At 75.3% G+C, this 19,102-nt stretch carries 21 protein-coding genes, 1 tRNA gene and 1 riboswitch; of the genes, 7 read left to right on the top strand and 15 right to left on the bottom strand.

The genetic code is table 11. The annotated features are described in order from the left end of the window. Positions 1-113 precede the first annotated feature (113 nt). Genes ABTX81_RS20770 through ABTX81_RS20780 form a run of 3 tightly spaced genes read left to right on the top strand, consistent with a single transcriptional unit; the run spans position 114 to position 2,394 of the window. A complete protein-coding gene (locus ABTX81_RS20770) occupies positions 114-485 on the top strand; it encodes a YciI family protein (RefSeq protein ID WP_350547775.1) in 372 nt (123 codons plus the stop codon). Continuing rightward, complete coding sequence (locus ABTX81_RS20775; RefSeq protein WP_350547777.1) at positions 482-1,753, top strand: RNA polymerase sigma factor; 1,272 nt, start codon at positions 482-484, stop codon at positions 1,751-1,753. The genes ABTX81_RS20770 and ABTX81_RS20775 overlap by 4 nt, the downstream gene beginning before the upstream one ends. Continuing rightward, a complete protein-coding gene (locus ABTX81_RS20780; RefSeq protein WP_350547779.1) occupies positions 1,750-2,394 on the top strand; it encodes a dihydrofolate reductase family protein in 645 nt (214 codons plus the stop codon). Before ABTX81_RS20775 ends, ABTX81_RS20780 begins: the two co-directional genes overlap by 4 nt. A gap of 297 nt (positions 2,395-2,691) precedes the next feature. Here the strand turns inward: ABTX81_RS20780 and ABTX81_RS20785 are convergent, their stop codons facing one another. After that, positions 2,692-3,234: a GNAT family N-acetyltransferase gene (locus ABTX81_RS20785; protein ID WP_350547781.1), complete on the bottom strand. Its 543-nt coding sequence runs from the start codon at positions 3,232-3,234 to the stop codon at positions 2,692-2,694. Between the two features lie 299 nt (positions 3,235-3,533). Further along, positions 3,534-4,325 (bottom strand): NRDE family protein, encoded by a 792-nt coding sequence (locus ABTX81_RS20790; RefSeq protein ID WP_350547783.1) that lies wholly within the window; start codon positions 4,323-4,325, stop codon positions 3,534-3,536. Between the two features lie 226 nt (positions 4,326-4,551). Between ABTX81_RS20790 and ABTX81_RS20795 the strand changes: the two genes are divergently transcribed. After that, positions 4,552-5,073 (top strand): carboxymuconolactone decarboxylase family protein, encoded by a 522-nt coding sequence (locus ABTX81_RS20795; RefSeq protein WP_350547785.1) that lies wholly within the window; start codon positions 4,552-4,554, stop codon positions 5,071-5,073. A gap of 14 nt (positions 5,074-5,087) precedes the next feature. Continuing rightward, positions 5,088-5,945, top strand: a complete 858-nt coding sequence (locus tag ABTX81_RS20800) for an isocitrate lyase/PEP mutase family protein (RefSeq protein WP_350547787.1) — start codon at positions 5,088-5,090, stop codon at positions 5,943-5,945. Here ABTX81_RS20800 and ABTX81_RS20805 read toward each other — a convergent pair. The 9 genes from ABTX81_RS20805 to ABTX81_RS20845 all read right to left on the bottom strand — a co-directional run bounded on the left by ABTX81_RS20805 (position 5,935) and on the right by ABTX81_RS20845 (position 14,671). Continuing rightward, entirely contained in the window at positions 5,935-6,228 is a 294-nt protein-coding gene (locus ABTX81_RS20805) for a hypothetical protein (protein ID WP_350547789.1), read from the bottom strand. The two genes, ABTX81_RS20800 and ABTX81_RS20805, sit on opposite strands and share 11 nt — an antisense overlap. Further along, entirely contained in the window at positions 6,225-6,491 is a 267-nt protein-coding gene (locus ABTX81_RS20810; protein WP_350547791.1) for a hypothetical protein, read from the bottom strand. Before ABTX81_RS20810 ends, ABTX81_RS20805 begins: the two co-directional genes overlap by 4 nt. Positions 6,492-6,521: 30 nt before the next feature. Then, the gene (locus ABTX81_RS20815; protein WP_350547792.1) at positions 6,522-7,640 is read right to left on the bottom strand and encodes a cytochrome P450 family protein; all 1,119 of its coding nucleotides are present in this window, start codon (positions 7,638-7,640) and stop codon (positions 6,522-6,524) included. Further along, positions 7,604-9,190 carry a cytochrome P450 gene (locus ABTX81_RS20820; RefSeq protein ID WP_350547794.1) on the bottom strand — a complete coding sequence of 529 codons (1,587 nt, stop codon included), beginning with the start codon at positions 9,188-9,190 and terminating at the stop codon, positions 7,604-7,606. Before ABTX81_RS20820 ends, ABTX81_RS20815 begins: the two co-directional genes overlap by 37 nt. After that, positions 9,187-9,798, bottom strand: coding sequence for a GTP-binding protein (locus tag ABTX81_RS20825; protein WP_350547858.1), 612 nt, complete (start codon positions 9,796-9,798; stop codon positions 9,187-9,189). The genes ABTX81_RS20820 and ABTX81_RS20825 overlap by 4 nt, the downstream gene beginning before the upstream one ends. Before the next feature lie 16 nt (positions 9,799-9,814). Further along, positions 9,815-10,165, bottom strand: coding sequence for a DUF742 domain-containing protein (locus tag ABTX81_RS20830; RefSeq protein WP_350547796.1), 351 nt, complete (start codon positions 10,163-10,165; stop codon positions 9,815-9,817). Further along, positions 10,162-10,575: a roadblock/LC7 domain-containing protein gene (locus ABTX81_RS20835; RefSeq protein ID WP_350547798.1), complete on the bottom strand. Its 414-nt coding sequence runs from the start codon at positions 10,573-10,575 to the stop codon at positions 10,162-10,164. Before ABTX81_RS20835 ends, ABTX81_RS20830 begins: the two co-directional genes overlap by 4 nt. Beyond that, on the bottom strand, positions 10,559-12,172 hold the full coding sequence (locus tag ABTX81_RS20840) for an ATP-binding protein (RefSeq protein WP_350547859.1): 1,614 nt from the start codon (positions 12,170-12,172) through the stop codon (positions 10,559-10,561). Before ABTX81_RS20840 ends, ABTX81_RS20835 begins: the two co-directional genes overlap by 17 nt. Positions 12,173-12,334: 162 nt before the next feature. Further along, positions 12,335-14,671: a SpoIIE family protein phosphatase gene (locus tag ABTX81_RS20845; protein ID WP_350547800.1), complete on the bottom strand. Its 2,337-nt coding sequence runs from the start codon at positions 14,669-14,671 to the stop codon at positions 12,335-12,337. 188 nt (positions 14,672-14,859) lie between these two features. Between ABTX81_RS20845 and ABTX81_RS20850 the strand changes: the two genes are divergently transcribed. Next, positions 14,860-14,933: transfer RNA gene (locus ABTX81_RS20850), tRNA-Ile, on the top strand. A gap of 70 nt (positions 14,934-15,003) precedes the next feature. On the opposite strand, the gene ABTX81_RS20855 is transcribed toward ABTX81_RS20850, so the two are convergent. From ABTX81_RS20855 to ABTX81_RS20865, 3 genes are all read right to left on the bottom strand, one after another. Next, positions 15,004-15,573 (bottom strand): TetR/AcrR family transcriptional regulator, encoded by a 570-nt coding sequence (locus ABTX81_RS20855; protein ID WP_350547801.1) that lies wholly within the window; start codon positions 15,571-15,573, stop codon positions 15,004-15,006. A 47-nt stretch (positions 15,574-15,620) separates the two neighbouring features. Next, on the bottom strand, positions 15,621-16,448 hold the full coding sequence (locus ABTX81_RS20860; protein WP_350547803.1) for an alpha/beta fold hydrolase: 828 nt from the start codon (positions 16,446-16,448) through the stop codon (positions 15,621-15,623). 117 nt (positions 16,449-16,565) lie between these two features. Then, positions 16,566-16,856, bottom strand: a complete 291-nt coding sequence (locus tag ABTX81_RS20865) for a YiaA/YiaB family inner membrane protein (RefSeq protein WP_350547805.1) — start codon at positions 16,854-16,856, stop codon at positions 16,566-16,568. A 245-nt stretch (positions 16,857-17,101) separates the two neighbouring features. Continuing rightward, positions 17,102-17,260: riboswitch (cyclic di-AMP (ydaO/yuaA leader) on the top strand. A gap of 12 nt (positions 17,261-17,272) precedes the next feature. Between ABTX81_RS20865 and ABTX81_RS20870 the strand changes: the two genes are divergently transcribed. Beyond that, complete coding sequence (locus tag ABTX81_RS20870; protein WP_350547806.1) at positions 17,273-18,136, top strand: M23 family metallopeptidase; 864 nt, start codon at positions 17,273-17,275, stop codon at positions 18,134-18,136. Positions 18,137-18,195: 59 nt separating this feature from the next. Here the strand turns inward: ABTX81_RS20870 and ABTX81_RS20875 are convergent, their stop codons facing one another. Beyond that, positions 18,196-19,083, bottom strand: a complete 888-nt coding sequence (locus ABTX81_RS20875; protein WP_350547808.1) for a hypothetical protein — start codon at positions 19,081-19,083, stop codon at positions 18,196-18,198. Between the last annotated feature and the right edge of the window lie 19 nt (positions 19,084-19,102).

A 19,102-nucleotide genomic window follows, 5' to 3' on the forward strand; every position in this document is an offset into this window, starting at 1 on the left:
GTGCGGAAAGATGTCGGAAAATCTTCCCGGCGGATGTCGAGGCCCCGGGCCCGGCTCCGACCAAGGGGTGAGAACGCGCCGCGAGGGGTGCGTGGGACGGGAGGACACCCGAGATGAAGTACGTCGCGATGATCTACGGCAACCAGGCCAAGTGGGACGCGTTCCCGGCCGAGGAGTGGCCGGCCGCGATCGCCAGGCAGGAGGCGTTCAACACCAAGTACCGCGAGAGCGGCGAGCTGTTCGGCGCCTACGGCCTCGCCGACGCGGCCGCCGCCCAGCTGGTGCGGCGCGCGGACGGTCTCCCGGCGGTCACCGACGGGCCGTACCTGGAGACCAAGGAGTACATGGCCAGCTTCTACCTGCTGGACTGCGAGAGCCTGGAGCGCGCCCAGGAGATCGCCGCCGACATGCCGTTCGCGGACATCGAGCCGGTGGAGCTGTGGCCGATCCTGCACGAGTCCCCGGCCCCCTCGGCGGACGTGTGAGCGGCGGCCCGACCCGGGAACAGGGCGGTCTTGAGGGTCTGCTGCGCGATCTCGCGCCGCAGGCTCTCGGGGCGTTGGTGCGCCGGTACGGGCGCGGCCAGTTCGACGCCTGCGAGGACGCGGTGCAGGAGGCGCTGCTGGCCGCCGCCACGCAGTGGCCGGCCGAGGGGGTGCCGGAGAACCCGCGCGGCTGGCTGGTGACGGTCGCCGGCCGGCGGCTGGCCGACGCCGTGCGCAGCGAGGCGGCCCGCCGGCGCCGCGAGGACACGCTGGCCCTCGCCACGCCGCAGTCGGCGCTGCTCGGCCCGCCGCCGGACGCGGCGTCCACCGCCGGCCGGGACGACTCCCTGGACCTGCTGTTCCTCTGCTGCCACCCGGACCTGTCGGCGCCCAGCCGGATCGCGCTCACCCTGCGGGCCGTTGGCGGTCTGACGACGGCGCAGATCGCGGCGGCGTTCCTGGTGCCGGAGTCGACGATGGCGCAGCGGATCAGCCGGGCGAAGCAGACCGTCCGGACCGCGGGGCTGCCCGCCCGGCGGCTCTCGGAACGGCTCGCCGACGTCCGCCAGGTGCTCTATCTGATCTTCAACGAGGGCTACACGGCGAGCAACGGCGACGACCTCACCGCGCCGGAGCTGTCCGGCGAGGCGATCCGGCTGACCCGGCTGCTGCTCCGGCTCGTCCCGGAGGACGCCGAGACCGCCGGACTGCTCGCCCTCATGCTGCTCACCGACGCCCGCCGCCCGGCCCGCACGGGGCCGGGCGGGGAGCTGGTGACGCTGGCCGAGCAGGACCGCTCGCTGTGGAGCTCCTCGCTGATCGAGGAGGGCGTCGAGCTGATCAGCCGCACCCTCCCGCGCGGCCAGGTCGGTCCGTACCAGCTCCAGGCGGCGATCGCGGCGGTCCACGACGAGGCGCCGGACGCCAAGTCGACGGACTGGGCGCAGATCCTGGCCCTCTACGACCTGCTGGCGCGGTTCGGCGAGAACCCCTTCATCGCCCTCAACCGGGCGGTGGCGCTGGCGATGGTCGAGGGCCCGGAGGCCGGGCTGGCGGCCCTGGCGCCGCTGGAGGCGGACAAGCGGTTCGCCCGCCACCACCGGCTCCACGCCACCCGGGCCCACTTCCTGGAACTCCTCGACGACCCGGCGGCGCCGGACGTCTACCGGGAGGCCGCCCGCCGCGCCACCAGCGCCCCGGAACGCCGCCACCTCACCGAACACGCCCGCCGGCTGGAGGCCGGCGCCACGCACCGGAGGAACGCATGACCCAACTCCTGAGGGTCCAGAACTTCAATGTCTCGGCCGACGGCATCGCCGCAGGGGAGGACCAGAGCCTGGAGCGGCCGTTCGGCCTCGACGGGCCCGAGCGGCTGTTCTCCTGGGCCGGCGCCACGGCGAGCTGGCCGATGCGGACCGACCCCGGGGGCAGCCGGGGCCTGGACGACTACCTGACCCGCGACTACGCCCGGAACATCGGCGCCGAGATCATGGGCCGCAACAAGTTCGGCCCGCAGCGCGGGCCCTGGCAGGACCACGAGTGGCAGGGCTGGTGGGGGGAGCGGCCGCCGTTCCGCACCCCGGTGTTCGTCCTGACCCACCACCGGCGGCCGTCGATCACCCTCTCCGACACCACGTTCCACTTCGTCGAGGGCGACCCGGCCACGGTGCTGGAGCAGGCGAAGGAGGCCGCCGGGGGCAAGGACGTCCGGCTGGGCGGCGGGGTGACCACCATCCGGGAGTTCCTCGACGCCGATCTGGTGGACGCCCTGCACGTGGCCGTCTCCCCGCTGAAGCTCGGCTCCGGCCTGAAGCTGTGGAAGTCCCCGGACGAGCTGCGGGACCGCTTCCACCTGGACGTCGTGCCGAGCCCGAGCGGGGTGACGCACCACCTCTTCTGGCGCAAGTGACCGTTCGGGCGGCCCCGCCGGCAGCACAGGTGTCGGGCCGGTCCGACTTCCCGCGCCGCGATGGTGCCGAGGGATCCGCGTGGTCGAGACGCACCCGTCGCCGACGGCCAGGGGAGTCCACTCGTCGACCCGTCCCGTTGCGCAGGAAGTCGGCCGGTCCGACTTCCTGCTCCGGCCGCCCTGACGCTGTCCCGCCCGCCTTCGTACCTCGGTCTGGACGAGGCCGACGGCGTGCCGCCGGGAGGGCACGGACAACTGGTCCATGCGCGATCCCTCCTGGATGCTCGCCCTCAGCCTTCAGGCCTTCCTCGTCGCCTTCCACTCCTCGGCGAGGAGGCCGAGCAGGACCTGGTCCATGAACTCGCCCAGGACCCAGGCCGAGGAGCGCAGCACGCCCTCGCGGACGAAGCCGTTGTGCTCGGCGGCGCGCAGCATCGGGGTGTTGTCGGCGAGCGTCTCGATCTGGAGCCGTTGCATGCCGCGGACCGCGAAGCCGTAGTGGCAGAGCGCCGCCACCGCATCGGTCCCGTAGCCCTTGCCGCGGGTGGACGGCAGCAGGCCGAGGCCGACGTGCGCCGTCCGGTTGTGGGTGTCGATGCCCCACAGCGTCGCCGTGCCGACCAGCGTGCCGCCCTCCAGCTCCACCACGGAGAAGGACACATGGGCCGGCTGCGTGTTGTCACCCACCAGCCGCGGGTCCTTCGAGCCGGGCGTGATCGGCTGCCACGGTCGGCCCTCGGAGCGCGCGGAGTTGACCACGTCGTCGTAGAGCTCGGCCAGCAGGACCGGGATGTCTTCCTCGCGCCGGGCCCGCAGCCCGATCTTTTCCCCTCGAAGCATGCCGACTTCCTATCTGACGGATCGGCAGTGGGCAAACGGGTCAGCCGGCGGCGAGGGTCTTCGCCGACGCGCCGGCCCGGGGGACATGTCCCCGAGCGCCGGCTTCGTCGGATCCACCGGTGCGACGATCACCGACTGCCGGCCGCGATCAGCGGGACCATCGACGAACCGCTGGGCCGGAACTCCACCGTGGCCCCGCCCGCGACCCGGGCCGCCACACCGTCCAGTACGCCCATCCGGTGATCGTGGCAGACCCGGCCGGCCCGGCCCACCGGTTTTCGGGGCCCGCGCGGCCGCGCCTACAGCTCCACCCGCCGCCAGCCCTCGCCGCCGCCCGGTTCCACGGGGACGGCGGCGAAGTCGTAGCGGACACCGCCGTCGCCGAAGGCCAGCAGCGAGATCGAGGACGAGCCCCAGAGCCGCCCGTCGCCGAACTCGCGCCGCTGGACCAGCGCGGCGGTGTCGTCGAACGCCAGCCCGTCGCCGGTGACGATCGGCAGCCAGCCGCCCCACGCCTCCTCGGCGGTCGCGGTGCCCGGCCGCGGCCGCGGGCGGGGCTCGGCGGCGAAGCGGGTGCGGAAGTGGGCCGCGCGGGCGGCCATCAGGGCGCGGATCCGCTCGGAGGTGGTGCGGCTCTCGGCCAGCCCCTCCGGGCCGTCGTTGAGGATGACGCTCAGGCCGGTCGGCAGCTCCAGTCCGGTGAGCCGGCCGCCGCTCCCGCCCCAGCTCAGCACCTGGGCGCCGGCCGGCCCGACGACCACCAGGTGGAACGGGTCGTACCGGTCGAGGTCCAGCTCGTCGATCCGGCCGCCCCGGACGGCGAGCAGCGGCAGCTCACCGCGCGAGAGCCGGCCCTCCTCCGGCGCCAGGGTGCCGAAACCGTTCAGCAGACACGCGGCGACCGGCCCCGGAGCCCCCGCACCACCCGGTTCCACCGCGAGCCACGTCCCGCCCGCGACCAGGTCCAGCCCGCCGACGGCCGACGGCTGCCCGGGCCAGTGGTGCCCGGGCGGCGCCCACCGCCGTCCGGCGTACTCGTCCCGCACCGACAGCAGCAGCACCGGCACCGCCGCCGCCGGCTCGATGCTCACGAACGCCGTACACACGTCCCGTCCCCCTGACCTCGGCCGCACCGCCCTCCCCGCGATCCTCGCACGCCCGTTCGTGAACCGGGAGTGGCCCGCGCCCTTCCGTCCGACCGTCCGGCCGTGCCAGACTCTCGGCCCGCAGCCCGCCCGGCCGCGCCCGAAGTGGCCCACGATTCCGATGGCCGAACGTACCGGGACAGCGAGCCGCAGCGTTCCTAGGCTGGCGGCCATGACGACCACGAACGAGACGGCCGCCCGGACCACCCCGAGCACCCGGACCAGCCCGACCGCCGGCGCCCCCGTGCCCGCCCCGGACCAGCGGATCTCGCTGCCCGACCTGGCGCCCGAGTACTACAAGGCGATGTTCGCCCTGGAGCGCGCCTCCCGCCAGGGCGTGGACCCGGTGCTCGCGGAGCTGGTCAAGGTGCACGCCTCGATGATCAACGGCTGCTCGTTCTGCATCGACATGCACTCCACCGACGCGCTCAAGCACGGCGAGCAGCAGCACCGCCTGCTCTCCCTCCCCGCCTGGCGCGAGACCTCCTGGTTCACCGCCAAGGAGCGCGCGGCCCTCGCGCTGACCGAGTCGATCACCCTGCTCACCCAGGGGCACGTGCCGGACGCCGTCTACGACGAGGCCGCCGCCCACTTCGAGCAGGCCGAGCTGGCGCAGCTGATCGCGCTGATCGTCACCATCAACGCCTGGAACCGGATCGGCGTCACCTCCCGGCTCAGCCCGGCCGCGAAGTGAGGGGGACGGGCGCGATGCCGACGACATCGACGGAGCAGCGGGACAAGGCCCGCCGGCTGCGCGAACTCCACCGCCCGGGCGCGCCGCTGGTGCTCGCCAACGTCTGGGACGCGGTGGGCGCCCGGCTGGTCGCGGCCGCCGGGGCACCGGCCGTCGCCACCGCGAGCGCGAGCGTCAGCTGGACGCTCGGCAGCGCCGACGGCGACGCGGCCGACCGCGACGACGTGCTGGCGCAGACCGCGCTGGTGGTCCGCGCGGCCGGGCCGCTGCCGGTCACCGCGGACCTGGAGAGCGGATTCGCCGACACCGCCGCCGGGGTCGGCGAGACGGTCGCCGCCCTGCTCGCCACCGGCGCGGTGGGCGTCAACCTGGAGGACGGCGCCCGGCCCGCCGCCGAGGCGGCCGAGCGGATCGCGGCGGCCCGCGCGGCGGCGGACGCGGCCGGCGTGCCGCTGTTCGTCAACGGCCGCACCGATGTCTTCCTGCGGCGACTGGGGGCGCCGGAGGGGCGGTTGGACGAGGCGGTGGCCCGGCTGCGGGCCTACGTCGAGGCGGGAGCGGACGGCGTGTTCGTGCCGGGGGTGGCCGATCCGGCGGTGATCGCCGCGCTGGTCGAGGCCGTGCCGGCGCCGCTGAACGTGCTGGCCGGACCGGGCGCGCCGACCGTGCCGGAGCTGGCGGCGCTGGGCGTGGCCCGGGTCAGCCTGGGGCCGGGCCTGGCGCGGGCGGCGTACGCGGCGGTGCGCCGCGCCGCCGAGGAGGTGTACGCGGAGGGAACGTACACCGCGCTCGACGGCGGGCTGGACTACGGGGAGTTGCAGGGGCTCTACGCCGAGGGGTTCTACGCCGAGGGGCCCGGCGTCACCGGGTGAGCGAGCCGAGCGTGCCCACGGTGTGGTCGAGCACGTTGCCGTTCGCACAGTGGCTCGGCCCGGCGGCGTGGCTGCCGAGCGCCGGGACGACCGCCACCTCCTGCAGGCAGGTCGCGGCCGCGCCGAAGTCCCCGCCGGACAGGGGCGAGGACCCGAAATCGCCCTCGGACAGCGGCGAGGACGAGGGCGTGGACGCCGTCGCGGAGGCGAACGCGGGCGCCGGCGCGGCGGCCAGCGCCAGCGCGGCCACCAGGAGCGCGGCGGGCCGCCGCACGCCGGTCACAGGCCGTGCCCGATCTGACCGCTGAGGCCCGGGTGGGTCAGTTGGCCGGTGCCGATCGCCTCGATCTCGGTGGCGGCCTTGCCGACCAGCGGCAGTTCCCGGGCCTCGTGGATGACGAGGTCGGTGGGGGAGAGGCTGAGCCCGTTGGAGAGGCCGCCGAGCGCGTCCGGGGAGGTCGCGGCGGAGGTGGTGGCGGACGCGGCGGGCGCGGCGGCGGCGAGACCGGCCAGGGTGAGGGCGGCCAGGGTGGCGAGTTTCTTCATGAACCCCCCAACGACCCGGGCCGCCCCCGGTCACCGCGAGGGCCGGACCGTCACCCGCAGCGTCCGCACGCTGTTGCTGACGAACGACCCGATCGGCTCCGGCGCCGGCCCGTCCGCGAGCGCCAGCGCGGGGTAGCGCTCGAACAGCAGCCGCAGCGCCGTCTCCGCCTCCAGCCGGGCGAGCCCGGAGCCGAGGCAGAAGTGCGGGCCGTGCCCGAAGGACAGGTGCCGGTTCGGCCGCCGGGTGATGTCGAAGCGGTCCGCGTCCGGGAAATGGCCGCCGTCGCGCCCGACGGCCGCGTACGAGGCGAGCAGCGCCTCGCCCCGCCGGATCACCACGTCGCCGACCGGGATGTCCTCGGTCGCGTAGCGGAGCGGGAACTGGCCGACCGGCGAGTCGTGGCGCAGCGTCTCCTCGACGACGGCCGACCACGGCACCGCGCCGTCCAGCACCAGCCGCAGCTGCTCGGGGTGGGCGAGCAGGGCGCGGACCGCGTTGGTGATGAGGTTGAGCGTGGTCTCGTGGCCGGCCACCAGCATCAGCAGCAGGGTGCCGACCAGTTCGCTCTCGCTGAGCCGGTCGTCGTCCTCGCGGGCGGCGATCAGGTCGGTGGTGAGGTCGTCGCCGGGCTCGGCCCGCTTGGCGGCCACCACCGAGGCGAGCAGCGCGAACAGCGAGCGCTGCGCGGCGACGGCGGCCTCGGGCGTGGCGGAGCTGGAGACCAGGGTGTCGGAGAGCTCGTGCAGCTCGTCCTGCTGCTTGGGCGGCAGGCCGAGCAGCTCGCCGATCACCTGCATCGGCAGCGGGTAGGCGAAGTGCTCGCGCAGGTCGAACGCGCCCTCCAGCCCGGCGGTCCGGTCGAGCAGCGCGACGGCCCGGGCCTCGATCGCCGGCCGCAGGGCGGCTGTCCGGCGCGGCGTGAACGCCTGGGTGACCAGCCCGCGCAGCCGCCGGTGGTCCTCGCCGTCGGCGGTGATCATCCCGGGGACGGTGACGAAGGTGAGCAGCGGCCAGCCCTCGGGCAGCCGCCCCTCCCGGAAGGTCGTCCACAGCTGCGGGTTCTTGCCGACGCGCGGGTCGGCGAGCAGCTCCTGCAGGGTGTCGTGGTGGGTTACTGCCCAGACCACCACCCCGCCAGGGAGCTCCACCAGGACCGCCGGGCCGGCTTCCCGGAGGCGGGCGTTCTCCCCGTGCTGGTCGCGTCCGAGGACGTCGAGCCGGACGGGCCCGGGACGGCCGGCAGCGCTTCCGTCCCCTCCGACAGCTCCGACAGCTCCGACAGCGTCTCCGCCGACTCCGGCGTGACGGTCGGGTCCTGGTCTTCCGGTAGCTGCGGCGGTGTCCATGCGGAGGGCCTTTCGGGGGCTGGCGGGCGGGGCGGGGTGAAGGCGCTGTAGAGCACCGGAAGGCTGACCAGGGCGCGCGACCAGGGCGACGGACGCCAGGCCAGCTCATGGGCCGGCACGGCCAGCTGCAGGTCCGGCAGCCGGTGCAGCAGGGTCTCGACGGCGGTCTCGACGATGATCCGGGCCGGGTGCTGGGCCGGGCAGACGTGCTTGCCCGCGCCCCACGCCAGGTGCGCCCGGTTGCCGCCGAGCCCGGCGTGCCCGACCGCGCCGGGGCCCTGGGCGGCCGGGTCGGCGTTGGCCGCGGCCAGGCCGAGCACCAGCATGTCGCCCTTGCTGATGTACTGGCCGCCGAGGACGGTGTCCCCGGTGGCCCAGCGGCCGGGGAAGTTCTGCGTCGGCGGGTCGCGCCAGAGCACCTCCTCCAGCGCGTCGGCGACGGTCAGCCGGCCGCCGGTGAGGGTGGCCCGGAAGCGGCGGTCGGTGAGCAGCAGCCGCAGCGTGTTGCCGGTCCAGCAGATGGTGGTCTCGTTGCCGGCCACCATCATCACCACCAGGTGGTGCACCGCCTCCTCGTCGGTCAGCGCGGCCGGGTGGGCCAGCAGCCAGGAGGTGAGGTCGGCGCTCGGGGTGGCCCGGCGGCGCCGCACCAGGTCGACCAGGACCGCCTGGAACTCCTGGTTGGCGCGTACCGATTCGGCACCGCTGTCGGCGATGTGGCTGATCAGCCGGATGAGGTGCGGACCGGCGTCCGGGGGCAGGCCGAGCAGCTGGGTGAAGACCAGCAGCGGCAGCCGACGGGCGTACTGGGCGACCAGGTCGGCGGTGCCGTCCGGGCCCCAGCTGTCGATCAGCGCGTTGGCGGAGGTCTCGGTGGTCCCGCGCAGCTGCCGGTGGTCGATCTGGGCGAGCGTGTCGGCCACGGCGGCGCGCAGCCGCTGGTGCTCGGCGCCGTCCAGGTTGAGCAGGGTGGGGCGCCAGGCGGTCATCGGCTGGAGCCGCGAGTCCGCGGCGAGCCGGCCCTCGGCGGGCACCCGCCAGCGGCGCGAGTCCTTGGAGAACAGCGCCTCGTTGCGGGTGAGTTCGAGCAGCTCGGGGTAGCCGAGGACGAGCCAGGCCTCGACGCCGGGCTCCAGCTCGATCGGCGCCACCGGGCCGTACTGGGCGCGCAGCCGGGCGTACAGGCCGTGCGGGTCCTCGGCGACGGCGGCGCCGTACAGCGGGGTGAGCGGCACACCGACGGGCAGCCCGCCGGGCAGCGTCCCGCGGTGGTCCGCGGCACCGGCCCCGGCGTGGGCCGGGCACCCCGGCGGCGGGACGGCCGCCGTGCCGGCGGGCTCGGGAAGGGTCATCGCTCCAGCTCCAGGACGGAGGTGCGGTGCAGGTGGTCGACGAAGTCGATCAGCAGGTCGTACGAGGCCCGCCGGTCCCGGGCGTCGCAGTAGAGGATCGGCGCCCCGGGCAGCAGGTCCAGCGCGGCCCGGATCTCCTCCTCCGGGTAACCCGGCGTGTCCGGGAAGGTGTTGACCGCGACGGCGAACGGGATCTGCTGCTCCTCCAGCCGGCCGAGCACGTCGAAGCTCTCGTCCGGGCGGCGCAGGTCGACCATGGCGATCGCGCCGAGCGCGCCGCGCGACAGGTCGTCCCAGAGCGGCCAGAACCGCTGCTGGCCCGGGGTGCCGAAGAGGTACAGCGCGAGCCGCCGGTTGAGCGTGATCCGGCCGAAGTCCAGCGCCACCGTGGTGGTGGTTTTGCCGGTGCGCCCGGTGAGGTCGTCCACGCCGGCGCTCGCGGCCGTCATGGTCTCCTCGGTGCGCAGCGGGGTGATCTCGCTGAGCGAGCCGACCAGGGTGGTCTTGCCGACCCCGAACGGGCCGGTGACCAGGATCTTCACCGCGCCCTGGACGGACGGCGGCAGGTACTGCGGCTCGGCGGGCGGGCCGGAGGGCGCGGCGGCCACCGGGCCGGCGAGCGGGTCAGCGGAGTTGGCGGAGGCCAACGAGCACCTCTTCCAGGAGAGTGGTGGGCAGGCGCTCGGCCTGCGGGACGGGCGGGAGCACCTGGACGGCGCCGAGGTCCCAGAGGTCGCCGACCAGCACCTTGACGACGCCGAGCGGCAGCCCCAGGTGGGCCGCCACCTCGGCGATCGACAGCAGGCTGCGGCAGAGGTCGACGATGCGCTGGTGCTCGCGGTTGAGCAGCGCGTCCTCGGGCAGCTCGGGCCGCTCCGGTAAGGCGCTGACCAGGCTCTCCAGCGCGAGCTCGGGGCGGGTGGAGCGGCTGCGGCCGCCGGTGATGACGTAGGGGCGGACCGGGCCGCCGCTCACCGGTGGCCCCCCGCCGCGAGGTCGGCGCGCGGCGGGCTGGTGAGATGGGTGCCGATCCGCTCGACGAGGACCTGCATCTGGTAGGCGACCAGGCCGGCGTCGACGGCCTCGCCGGTCACCACGGCCAGGTGGGCGCCGGCGCCGGCGGCGACGATGAAGAGGTAGCCGCCGCCGTACTCGATGATGATCTGCCGGGTGGAGCTGTGGTGACCGCCGAAGCCCTGGGCGACGCCGCGGGCCAGCGACTGCAGGCCGGAGCAGGCGGCGGCGAGCCGCTCGGCGTCCTCGCGGACGATGTTCTCGCTGCGCCCGATCTCCAGGCCGTCGTTGGACACCACGACGGCGTGCTGGACCTCGGGGACGTTGATGATGTCGGCGAGCAGCCAGCCGAGGTCAGGGGTGGTGGTCATGGAACTCTCCGGAGGGCTGGGGAAGCTGGGGGGAAGCGGGAAGGGAAGGGTCGTGCGGGGCGGGGGCCGGGGAGTGGCCCGAGGGGTGGAGACCGCCCTGGTCCTGGCCGAACGGGTCCTGGCCGAACGGCTCGCGGGGGCGGGCCGTCCGGTCCTGCTGCCGGGTCTCGGCCTCGGCCTGGGCCCGGTACGCCGCCCGGGCCTGGTAGGTCGCCTGGGCCTGGGAGTTGGCCCGGGCGGCCGAGCGGCCGCTGGCGGTGCCGGCCTGGAACATCGACATGAACGCCTGCGCCTGCTGCGCCGAGCGGTACGGCGGAGCCGGCGGCGGGGTGGCGGCGTCGGCCGCGTGCCGGGTGGCGGCGCGGCCGCGCCGGTGGCTGCGGCGGGGCAGCGGCGGCGGGGTGGTGCCGGGCGACGGTGCGTCGCCCGCCGCCGGGTCACCCGCCGGGGTCGTGGCGGGCGGGGTGGCCGCGCCCGGGCGGCCGTCGGCCGGCGGGTGGCCCCCGGGCGACGGGTACCCGGGAGACGGGTACGCGGGCGGGTAGCCGGAGGACTGCGCCGGGTCGTACGGGACGCCCGGGCCCTGGCCGGGACGCGACGGCGCCGCGCCGTACCCGGGGCCCCGGCCCGTCCCGGCCGGCGGCGCGGAGCCGCGGCGCTGGCCGCCGCCGAACACCGCGTCGCCCACGCCGAGGCCCGGCACGGTCGGCGGCAGCGGTTCGGTGAGCAGCGCGTTCGGCAGCATCACCACCACCCGCACCCCGCCGTACGGTGAGGGCGCGGAGCTGAGGGTGACCCGGAACCCGTACTGCTCGGCGAGCCGGCCGACCGCCGCCAGGCCGAGCTGCGGCACCTCGCCGAGGCGGGAGATCTCCACCGTGGAGCCGCCGGCCAGGGCGGCGGAGGCCTTCTCGACGGCCTGCTCGGGCATGCCGACGCCGCCGTCGTCGATCTCGATGACGGCGCCGTTGTGCACGGGCATCAGGGTGACGAACACCTGGGTGCTGGGCGGGGAGTAGCGGGTGGCGTTGTCCAGCAGTTCGGCCACCGCGTGGATCAGCGCCTCGGCGGCCGCGCCGACCACCGCGGTCTCGATCCGGCTGCGGATCATCACCCGCTGGAAGGGCAGGATGCGCGACTGGGCGCCGCGCACGACGTCCTCCAGCGAGACCGGCTCGGGCCAGTGCCGGCCGGCCCGGGCGCCGCAGAGCACGGCCAGCGTCTGGGCGAGGCGGGCCTGTTGGGCGGCGGCGTGGTCGGCCTTGAGCAGGCCCTCCAGCAGGGCCGGGTCGTCGTGGGTGCGCTCCATCTCGTCCAGCAGGGCCTGCTGGTCGTGCGCCATCACCAGGATCCGGCGGGCCACGCTGAGGAAGGCCCGCTGGGTGGAGGCGGTGAGCTCCTGTTCGTGCTGGACGGCGGCCAGTTCGGCGTTGCGGCGGGAGAGTTCGGCGGCGAGCCGGTTCCGCAGGTCGGTGACCCGGTGCTGCTGCTCGTCGGCCCGGCGGCGCTGGGTGGCGGCGACCGCGCGGTAGCGGGCGGCGGCCACGAGGGCGAGGACGGCGAGCACGCCTGTTGCCGTTGCGCACCACTGAGTCATCGTCACGCGGCGAATTCTAGGGTGATGATCCTACGAAGGTGTGAACGGATCCCGCCAAGTGACCGGATCTCGTCGATATCCTGTCAATACCGCGTCAATCCGCCCTGCTTCGGACCCGATCGGACGGTCCGTGGACTCCCGATCGGTGTCCCAGCAGCCCCGCTAGTGCACAGCCGACAACCGGTGCAACAGCAGTAACGCCACATCGTCCGGACGCGAACGCCGTTCGGTGACGTTCAGGGTGAGCAGATCGGCCAGTCGTTCCAGCGCCGGACCGGGCTCCACCCGCACCGGACCGGCGTTGCGCGCCCACAGCTCCAGCCCGCCGAGCATCCGCTGCACCGACTCGTCGTAGTCCTCCCCGCGGTCCTCCACCAGGCCGTCGGTGTAGACGAGCAGCGTCTCGCCGGGCGGCAGGTGCTCCACCACCAGCGGGTACGGCCGGTCCGGGGCGACGCCCAGCGGCGGGCCGCCGGGCAGGTCCAGCTCCACCGCCCGGGCGTCCTCGGTGACCCGGACCGGGGCCGGGTGCCCGGCGCGGGCGGCCCGCAGCGTGCCGTCGGCCGGGTCGAGGGTCAGATAGAGGCAGGTGGCGAACAGTTCGGTGTCCAGCTCGGCGAGCAGCCGGCTGGTCCGGGCCAGCGTGGCGGCCGGGTCGTGCCCGTCGGTGGCGTACGCGCGCAGACCGCTGCGCAGCTGGCCCATCACCGCGGTGGCCTCGGCGTTGTGGCCCTGGACGTCGCCGATCACCAGGCCGATCCGGCCGTCCGGCAGCCGCAGCAGGTCGTACCAGTCGCCGCCGATCTGCATGCCCTCGGTGCTCGGCAGGTAGCGGGCGGCGCTGGCGATCCCGGGCAGCCGGGGCAGGGTGCGCGGCAGCATCGCGCGCTGCAGCTCGGTGGCCCGGTGGTGGTGGGTGTCGTAGAGGCGGGCCCGTTCCAGGGACTGCGCCAGGATGCCGGCGAAGGCGGAGTAGAGGGTGCGGTCCTCGCGGCTGAAGACCCGCTCGGTGGCGAAGGTGATCAGGCAGGAGCCGACCTGCCGCCCGGAGGCGACCAGCGGCAGCACCGCCCAGGCGGCCGGGGCGAGCGGGCCGCCGGCGTCGGCGGCCCGCGGCCGTCCGCGCCCCCGTCCGCGCCGGGCCGGTTCGCTGAACAGCGGGGTCGACCGGGCCAGCGCGCGCTGCATCACGCCCTCGGACAGATCGGCCAGCCGGGTCAGCTCGGTGCGCCGCGGCCCGCCGTAGACGGTGTGCGCGACGGGCAGCAGCCGGCCCTCGTCGACCAGGTCCAGCACGATGCTGGCCGCTCCGAAGGCGGGCCGGGCGACATCGGTCACCGCCGTGGTGACGTCCCGGACGGTGACCGCCCGGGACAGCGTCCGGGTGAGTGCCAGCAGCAGCGCCGAGCGGGCCCCGGCGGCGGACGTCCCGTCGGTGTTCCCCCCGGCCGTCCCGTTCACCTTCCCGTCGACCTTCCCGTTGGCTCTCCCGGACCTCCGGAGGGCGCGGCCGGTGACCGGGTGCTCGTCGGGGGTGCGGCCGTGGTCGAGGTCGGCGATCAGCCCGGAGATCCGGACCGGCCGGCGGTGCACGTCCAGCATCACCTCGCCGGTCTCCTCGATCCGGACCACCCCGCCGCCCCGGCGCGGCACCCGGTAGCGGAGCCGGTACGGGCCGCCGGTGGCGAGCGCCTCGGCGAGCGCGGCCTGGACGTCCGGCAGGTCCTCGGGGTGGACGACGAGGTCGAGGTCGGGCGCGGGGGCCGGGCCGCCGTCCTGCGGCGCGGGCCGGCCGACCAGCCGCAGCGCCTGGGCGTCCCAGTGGGTCTCGCCGGTGACCAGGTCGCGCTCGAAGGCGCCGTGCCCGGAGGCGCGGACGGCGAGCGAGAGCAGCGGGTGGGCGGTGCCGGCGGCCGGGTCGCCGCAGGGGCCGGGCCCGGGGCGCACCCCGTTCGGCGCGGCGGCTCCGGGGCGCGGGGCGAGCGGCGCTCCGGCGTGCTCCAGCAGGTACGCCAGCCGGTGCGCGCAGGCGTCCGCGAGGGTCTCCAGCACGTCGAGGTCGCGCCGCGGGACGATCCCCCGGTGGGCGAGCGCCAGGGCGAGCACCCCGACCGGCCGCTCGTCGACGAGCATCGGCAGGGTGACGATGGCGACCATCCCGGTGCCCATCCCGGCGTTCCGGTTGGGGTAGTCGACGCTGGTGCGCTCGGGGCTCAGCAGATAGGGGCGGCGCAGCTTCAGCGCCATCGCGGCGGGCAGCTCACTGGCCGGGTCGACCACGCTGTAGCGCTCGTGGGCCCAGTCGGGCAGGCCGTGGGAGGCGGAGAGCCGGAGCAGGCCGCCGGGGTCCAGCAGGTAGAGCGCCGAGCCCTCGCCGGTGATCCAGCCCGGGCCCTCGGCGAGCACGGTGGCGAGCAGTTCGGCGGCGCTGGCGCAGCCGAGCAATAAGCGGACGCAGCGCATGGCACTGCGCGCGGTGGGGCTGCTGCGCGGGTCCACGGGACGGCCGGCCTCTCCGGTTCCTTATGGGGCAGTTAATTCTTAATACCTTATTTCTTAAGCGGGTGAGGCGTGGGGCGAACGGCGGGTCCCGGGGCCCCCGGTTTCCCCGGTGTGCGAGCGGCCCCGCCGGGTCCGGTACCCTTCTCCGTACGACGTCCCGCCGCGCAGGCGGGGTCGTGCGGTACGGGGCTATAGCTCAGACGGTTAGAGCGCTTCCCTGATAAGGAAGAGGCCACAGGTTCAAGTCCTGTTAGCCCCACACCACCGCGAAGGGCCCGGAGCGTCGCTCCGGGCCCTTCGGCGTTCTCCGCTCCCGCCGCTTCCGCCGCTCAGGGGCGGGGCCAGCCGCGCAGTCCGGCGGTCAGCACGGTGATCATGCGCTCCTGGGTCTCGCCGAGGTCCTCGGCGAGCTGGAAGGCGCCGCCGGTCGACAGCGCGGCGAAGCCGTGGGCCAGCGAGCGGAAGGTCCGGGCGGCGTGGATCGCCTCGGACCCCTCCAGCCCGTACTCGCGCAGCACCGCGACGATCACCCCGACCAGCCGGGCGGCCGCCGCGGCCAGGTCGGCGTCCGGCTGCGGCGCCTGCGGCAGGGCGCCGTAACGGTGCGGGTGCTCGGTGGCGTACGCGTGGTACGCCCGCAGCACGGCGGCCACCGCCGCGTCCCCGCCCCGGCCGAGCGCCGCCTCGGCGAGCCGGTCGGCCAGCTCCCCGGTCACCCGGACGGCCACCAGCCGGCGCAGTTCGGCCAGGCCGCCGCTGACGTGCTTGTACAGCGAGGGGGTGGCGACCCCGGCGCGGGCGGCCACGGCGGCCAGGGTGAGGGCCTCGGGGCCCTGCTCGTCGATGAGGGCGAGGGCGTGGCCGACGACCTGCTCGGGGGTCAGTCCGACTCGGGGCACTGCGGTTCTCCTGGGTCCGGGGGTGGGGGTGGGGGTGGTGCCGGTGCTCAGGCCAGGTCGGCGAGGAAGGCCAGCAGGGCGTCGGCGGTGGCCCGGGGGTGGTCGGCCATCGGGTAGTGGCCGGCCCCCTCGATCATGACCTTGCGGGCGTTCAGCGCGGCGGCCTGCCGGTCGGCGACCAGCTCCGGCTTCCCGAAGTCGGGGTCCTTCGAGCCCATCACGACCAGCGCCGGGCAGCGCACCGCGGCCGTCCAGCCGGTGGGCGCCGAGTCGCCGCGCACATAGCCGCGGGTGGCGGTCTTCCGGCCCGGGACGCGCATCGCGGCGACCAGCCCGGCCACGTACTCCTCGTGGTCGGCCGGCTTGGGGCCGGGGTAGGCCATCCTCCGGTGGTAGAGGCCCCAGAACGCGGGCGAGTGCACCAGCAGCGCGCCCATCGCGCCGAGCGCCAGGCGCTGCAGCGCGCCCGGCGGCACGTTCTCGACGAAGGCGTCCAGCAGGACGATGCCGGCGACCCGGCCGGGGGCGTCCCCGGCGGCCCGCACGACGCTGGCGCCGGTGTACGAGTTGCCCGCCAGCACGGCCCGGTCGATGCCCAGGTGGTCCAGCAGGGCGAGGACGTCACCGGCGATCGCGGCGGGGGAGTAGTCGTCCCAGACGACCGAGGACTCGCCGAAGCCGCGCAGGTCCATGGTGATCACCCGGCGGCCGGCGGCGGTCAGCAGCGGGCGCAGGTGCCGGTAGGCCGCCCGGCTGTCCAGCATCCCGGGGAGCAGCACCACCGGGGCGCCCTCGCCGTGCCCGGTGTCGTCGAACGCGATCCGGCCGCCGGGCAGGTCGAGGTGGCGGGTGACGGGAGCAAGGGTGCCGTTCATGGGGAGCCTCCTGGGCGGGATCGCGGCCGAGCGCCGATAGCCATAAAGCTAAGGCTAATAGCCTTAGCCGTCAAGCTATCGACGCTGAATGCGACCGGCCCCGCCGGCGGAGGCCGGTCAGACTCCCTCCACCTTGAACGGGTCGTGCTCGGTCAGCAGCTTGTCCAGCCGCGCCTGGTCGACCCGGGTCACCAGCTCGGTGGTCTCCTGCCGGTCCCGGACCACCTTGGAGAGGGTGAACGTCGAGGTGATCGTGTAGAGCAGGCCGAGGGCGAGGAACGCCCGGGTCCACGGCTCCACCGGGAGGAAGGCGATCCCGGCGCCGAGGGCGGTGCCGGAGAGGGCGAAGGACAGCACGGCCTGGATGTGGTACGCGGCCGTGGTGCGGGACTGCATCGGTGCGCTCATGGCGCCAGGATGGCCGCGCCCGGCCCGGCCGCACATGAGTAGGGGTACTCAAGTGAGGGGCCGTTCGTTGACGTCCCGACACGTTCGGTAGTGTCAGTTGTCATCAAACGTCCCAAATCGCCCATCGGGTTGCGTGGTGCCCGATCCGGATCCCGCCGTCAGCAACGGATGGCTTGGAATCGGGGGGCTCTCGGATTAACGTTTGATAACGCAGCGCGGTCCGCAACGCCGTACCCAGACGGCACCGTGCGCCGTCGCCTAATCCCGCCGGCCGGCCTCCGGGCAGGCCAGGGAGCCGGGGAACCACGTTCCTTGGGGTGAATCGGCCGGGCCCAGGCCCAGCCGTAGGAGACCTTCCTGCTCCGAACCCGTCAGCTAACCCGGTAGGCGCGAAGGAAGGAAAGGAGCGCGCCTCCGTGGCGTCGACGCACACCCCGGCACATCCGTCCGGCTCCGGCACCCAGCTGCTGGACCACCCGGGCCCGTTCACCGGGCAGGGCCCGTTCGCCGGCCCGGCCGACGAGACCGCCCCGCCGGCCGCCGAGACCAGCCGGCACCGGATGCCCCGTCAGGGCCGCGGCACCGCTCCGCTGCTCGGCGTCACCGCCGTGGCGGCCACCCTGGGCGCCACCGGCTTCGCCTCCGCCACCCCGGCCGCCGCGCCCGCCGTCGAGGTGCCCGACGAGCTGCCGGTCGCGCTCTCCGCCGACCCCGGCCTGGCCCTCGCCGCCCGCATCCAGCAGCAGGCCGACAGCCAGCGCACCGCGGCCGAGGAGACCGCCCGCGTCCAGGCCGCCCAGGAGGCCGAGGCCAAGCGCGCCGCCCAGATCGCCCAGCAGGAGCAGGCCAAGCGCGCCGCCGAGGAGGCCGAGAAGGCCAAGCTCGCCGCGATCAAGCTGCCGGTGCGCGACTACCGGCTCTCCGCCCACTACGGCCAGAGCGCCCGCTACTGGGCCCACCTGCACACCGGCCTGGACTTCGCCGCCGACCAGGGCGAGCCCGTCTACGCGGTCGGCCAGGGCACCATCACCTCGGCCGGCTGGGCCGGCGCCTACGGCTACCGGATCGTCGAGACCCTGCCCGACGGCACCGAGATCTGGTACTGCCACCTCTCCTCGATCATCAAGGGCTCCGGCAAGGTCGTCCCCGGCCAGCAGATCGGCAAGGTCGGCGCGACCGGCAACGTCACCGGCGCCCACCTGCACGTCGAGGTCCGCCCCGGCGGCGGCGCCCCCGTCGACCCGGAGAGCTGGTTCGAGCAGCGCGGCGTCACCCCCTGACGCCTCCCGTCCCACGACGAGGGGCCCCGGCCGACCGGCCGGGGCCCCTCGCGCATCTCCTAGGCCTCGTCCCCGGCCGGCTCCAGCCCCGCCAGGTAGGCGTCGATCTCCGCCTGCCCCGGCTCCGGCGCCAGCTCCGGGAACTCCTCCACCAGCAGCCGCGGCAGCCCCGGCACCGTCCACCCGCCGGCCAGCTCCAGCGCCGCCCGCTCCGCGGCCTCCTCGAACGCCCCGAAGTCCCCGGCCAGCTCGTCCGGCATCGGGCGGCCCAGCGCCGTCAGCTCCGCCAGGTTCCGGTAGCTGCGCTCCATCAGCCCCTGCTCCAGCAGCCGCCGCGCGCCGTCGGTGGCCATCCCGACCGCCAGCGTCCGGGCCCCGCCCTCCCAGCCCCCGTCATCCACCGGGTCCAGCACGCCGTCCGCCTCCAGCGCCGTGCACGCCGCCGCCCGCTCCTGCGCCGGCAGCTCCCGGAACCCCGCCAGCCAGGCCCGCACCGCCGCCTCGTCACCGGTGTCCACCCCGGCCGCGCGCAGCAGCAGGGTGTACAGCCGGGGCCAGGTCACCAGGTCCGCCCGGCGCAGCAGCCCGGCCGCCACCTCGCCCTGCCACTCGGCCTCGGCGTGCAGCCGCTCCTGCCGCTTGGCGTTCAGCCGCTTCGCCGCCCGCTGGTGGTCGACCAGCAGCCGCACCGCCGCGCCGTACGCCAGCGGGTCCTGCCCCGGCTCCGGCTGGACGTACAGGTACAGGCGCTCGTACAGCAGGTGCTCCACCGCGGCGGAGGTCAGTTCGGGCCAGCCGTCGTGCATCCTGCCGCCGCCCAGCTCCAGCAGCGCCAGCACCGCCCGCAGCGGGGCCCCGGCGACCGGCTCGCGGCCCTCCGCCTCCGCCCAGGCGAGCAGTTCGGCGGCCTTGGTGCGCGGGGCGAGCCGCAGGTCTTCGTCTTCCATAACCACGAACCGTAACCGC

It is taken from the genome of Kitasatospora sp. NPDC097605, from assembly GCF_040302725.1.
In the GTDB taxonomy this organism is placed as follows: domain Bacteria; phylum Actinomycetota; class Actinomycetes; order Streptomycetales; family Streptomycetaceae; genus Kitasatospora.

Coding starts and splice junctions, on each gene's coding strand:
- ABTX81_RS20770 (WP_350547775.1), top strand. CDS start 114: ATGAAGTACGTCGCGATGATCTACGGCAACCAGGCCAAGTGGGACGCG.
- ABTX81_RS20780 (WP_350547779.1), top strand. CDS start 1,750: ATGACCCAACTCCTGAGGGTCCAGAACTTCAATGTCTCGGCCGACGGC.
- ABTX81_RS20785 (WP_350547781.1), bottom strand. CDS start 3,234: ATGCTTCGAGGGGAAAAGATCGGGCTGCGGGCCCGGCGCGAGGAAGAC.
- ABTX81_RS20795 (WP_350547785.1), top strand. CDS start 4,552: ATGACGACCACGAACGAGACGGCCGCCCGGACCACCCCGAGCACCCGG.
- ABTX81_RS20800 (WP_350547787.1), top strand. CDS start 5,088: ATGCCGACGACATCGACGGAGCAGCGGGACAAGGCCCGCCGGCTGCGC.
- ABTX81_RS20810 (WP_350547791.1), bottom strand. CDS start 6,491: ATGAAGAAACTCGCCACCCTGGCCGCCCTCACCCTGGCCGGTCTCGCC.
- ABTX81_RS20820 (WP_350547794.1), bottom strand. CDS start 9,190: ATGACCCTTCCCGAGCCCGCCGGCACGGCGGCCGTCCCGCCGCCGGGG.
- ABTX81_RS20835 (WP_350547798.1), bottom strand. CDS start 10,575: ATGACCACCACCCCTGACCTCGGCTGGCTGCTCGCCGACATCATCAAC.
- ABTX81_RS20840 (WP_350547859.1), bottom strand. CDS start 12,172: ATGACTCAGTGGTGCGCAACGGCAACAGGCGTGCTCGCCGTCCTCGCC.
- ABTX81_RS20860 (WP_350547803.1), bottom strand. CDS start 16,448: ATGAACGGCACCCTTGCTCCCGTCACCCGCCACCTCGACCTGCCCGGC.
- ABTX81_RS20865 (WP_350547805.1), bottom strand. CDS start 16,856: ATGAGCGCACCGATGCAGTCCCGCACCACGGCCGCGTACCACATCCAG.
- ABTX81_RS20875 (WP_350547808.1), bottom strand. CDS start 19,083: ATGGAAGACGAAGACCTGCGGCTCGCCCCGCGCACCAAGGCCGCCGAA.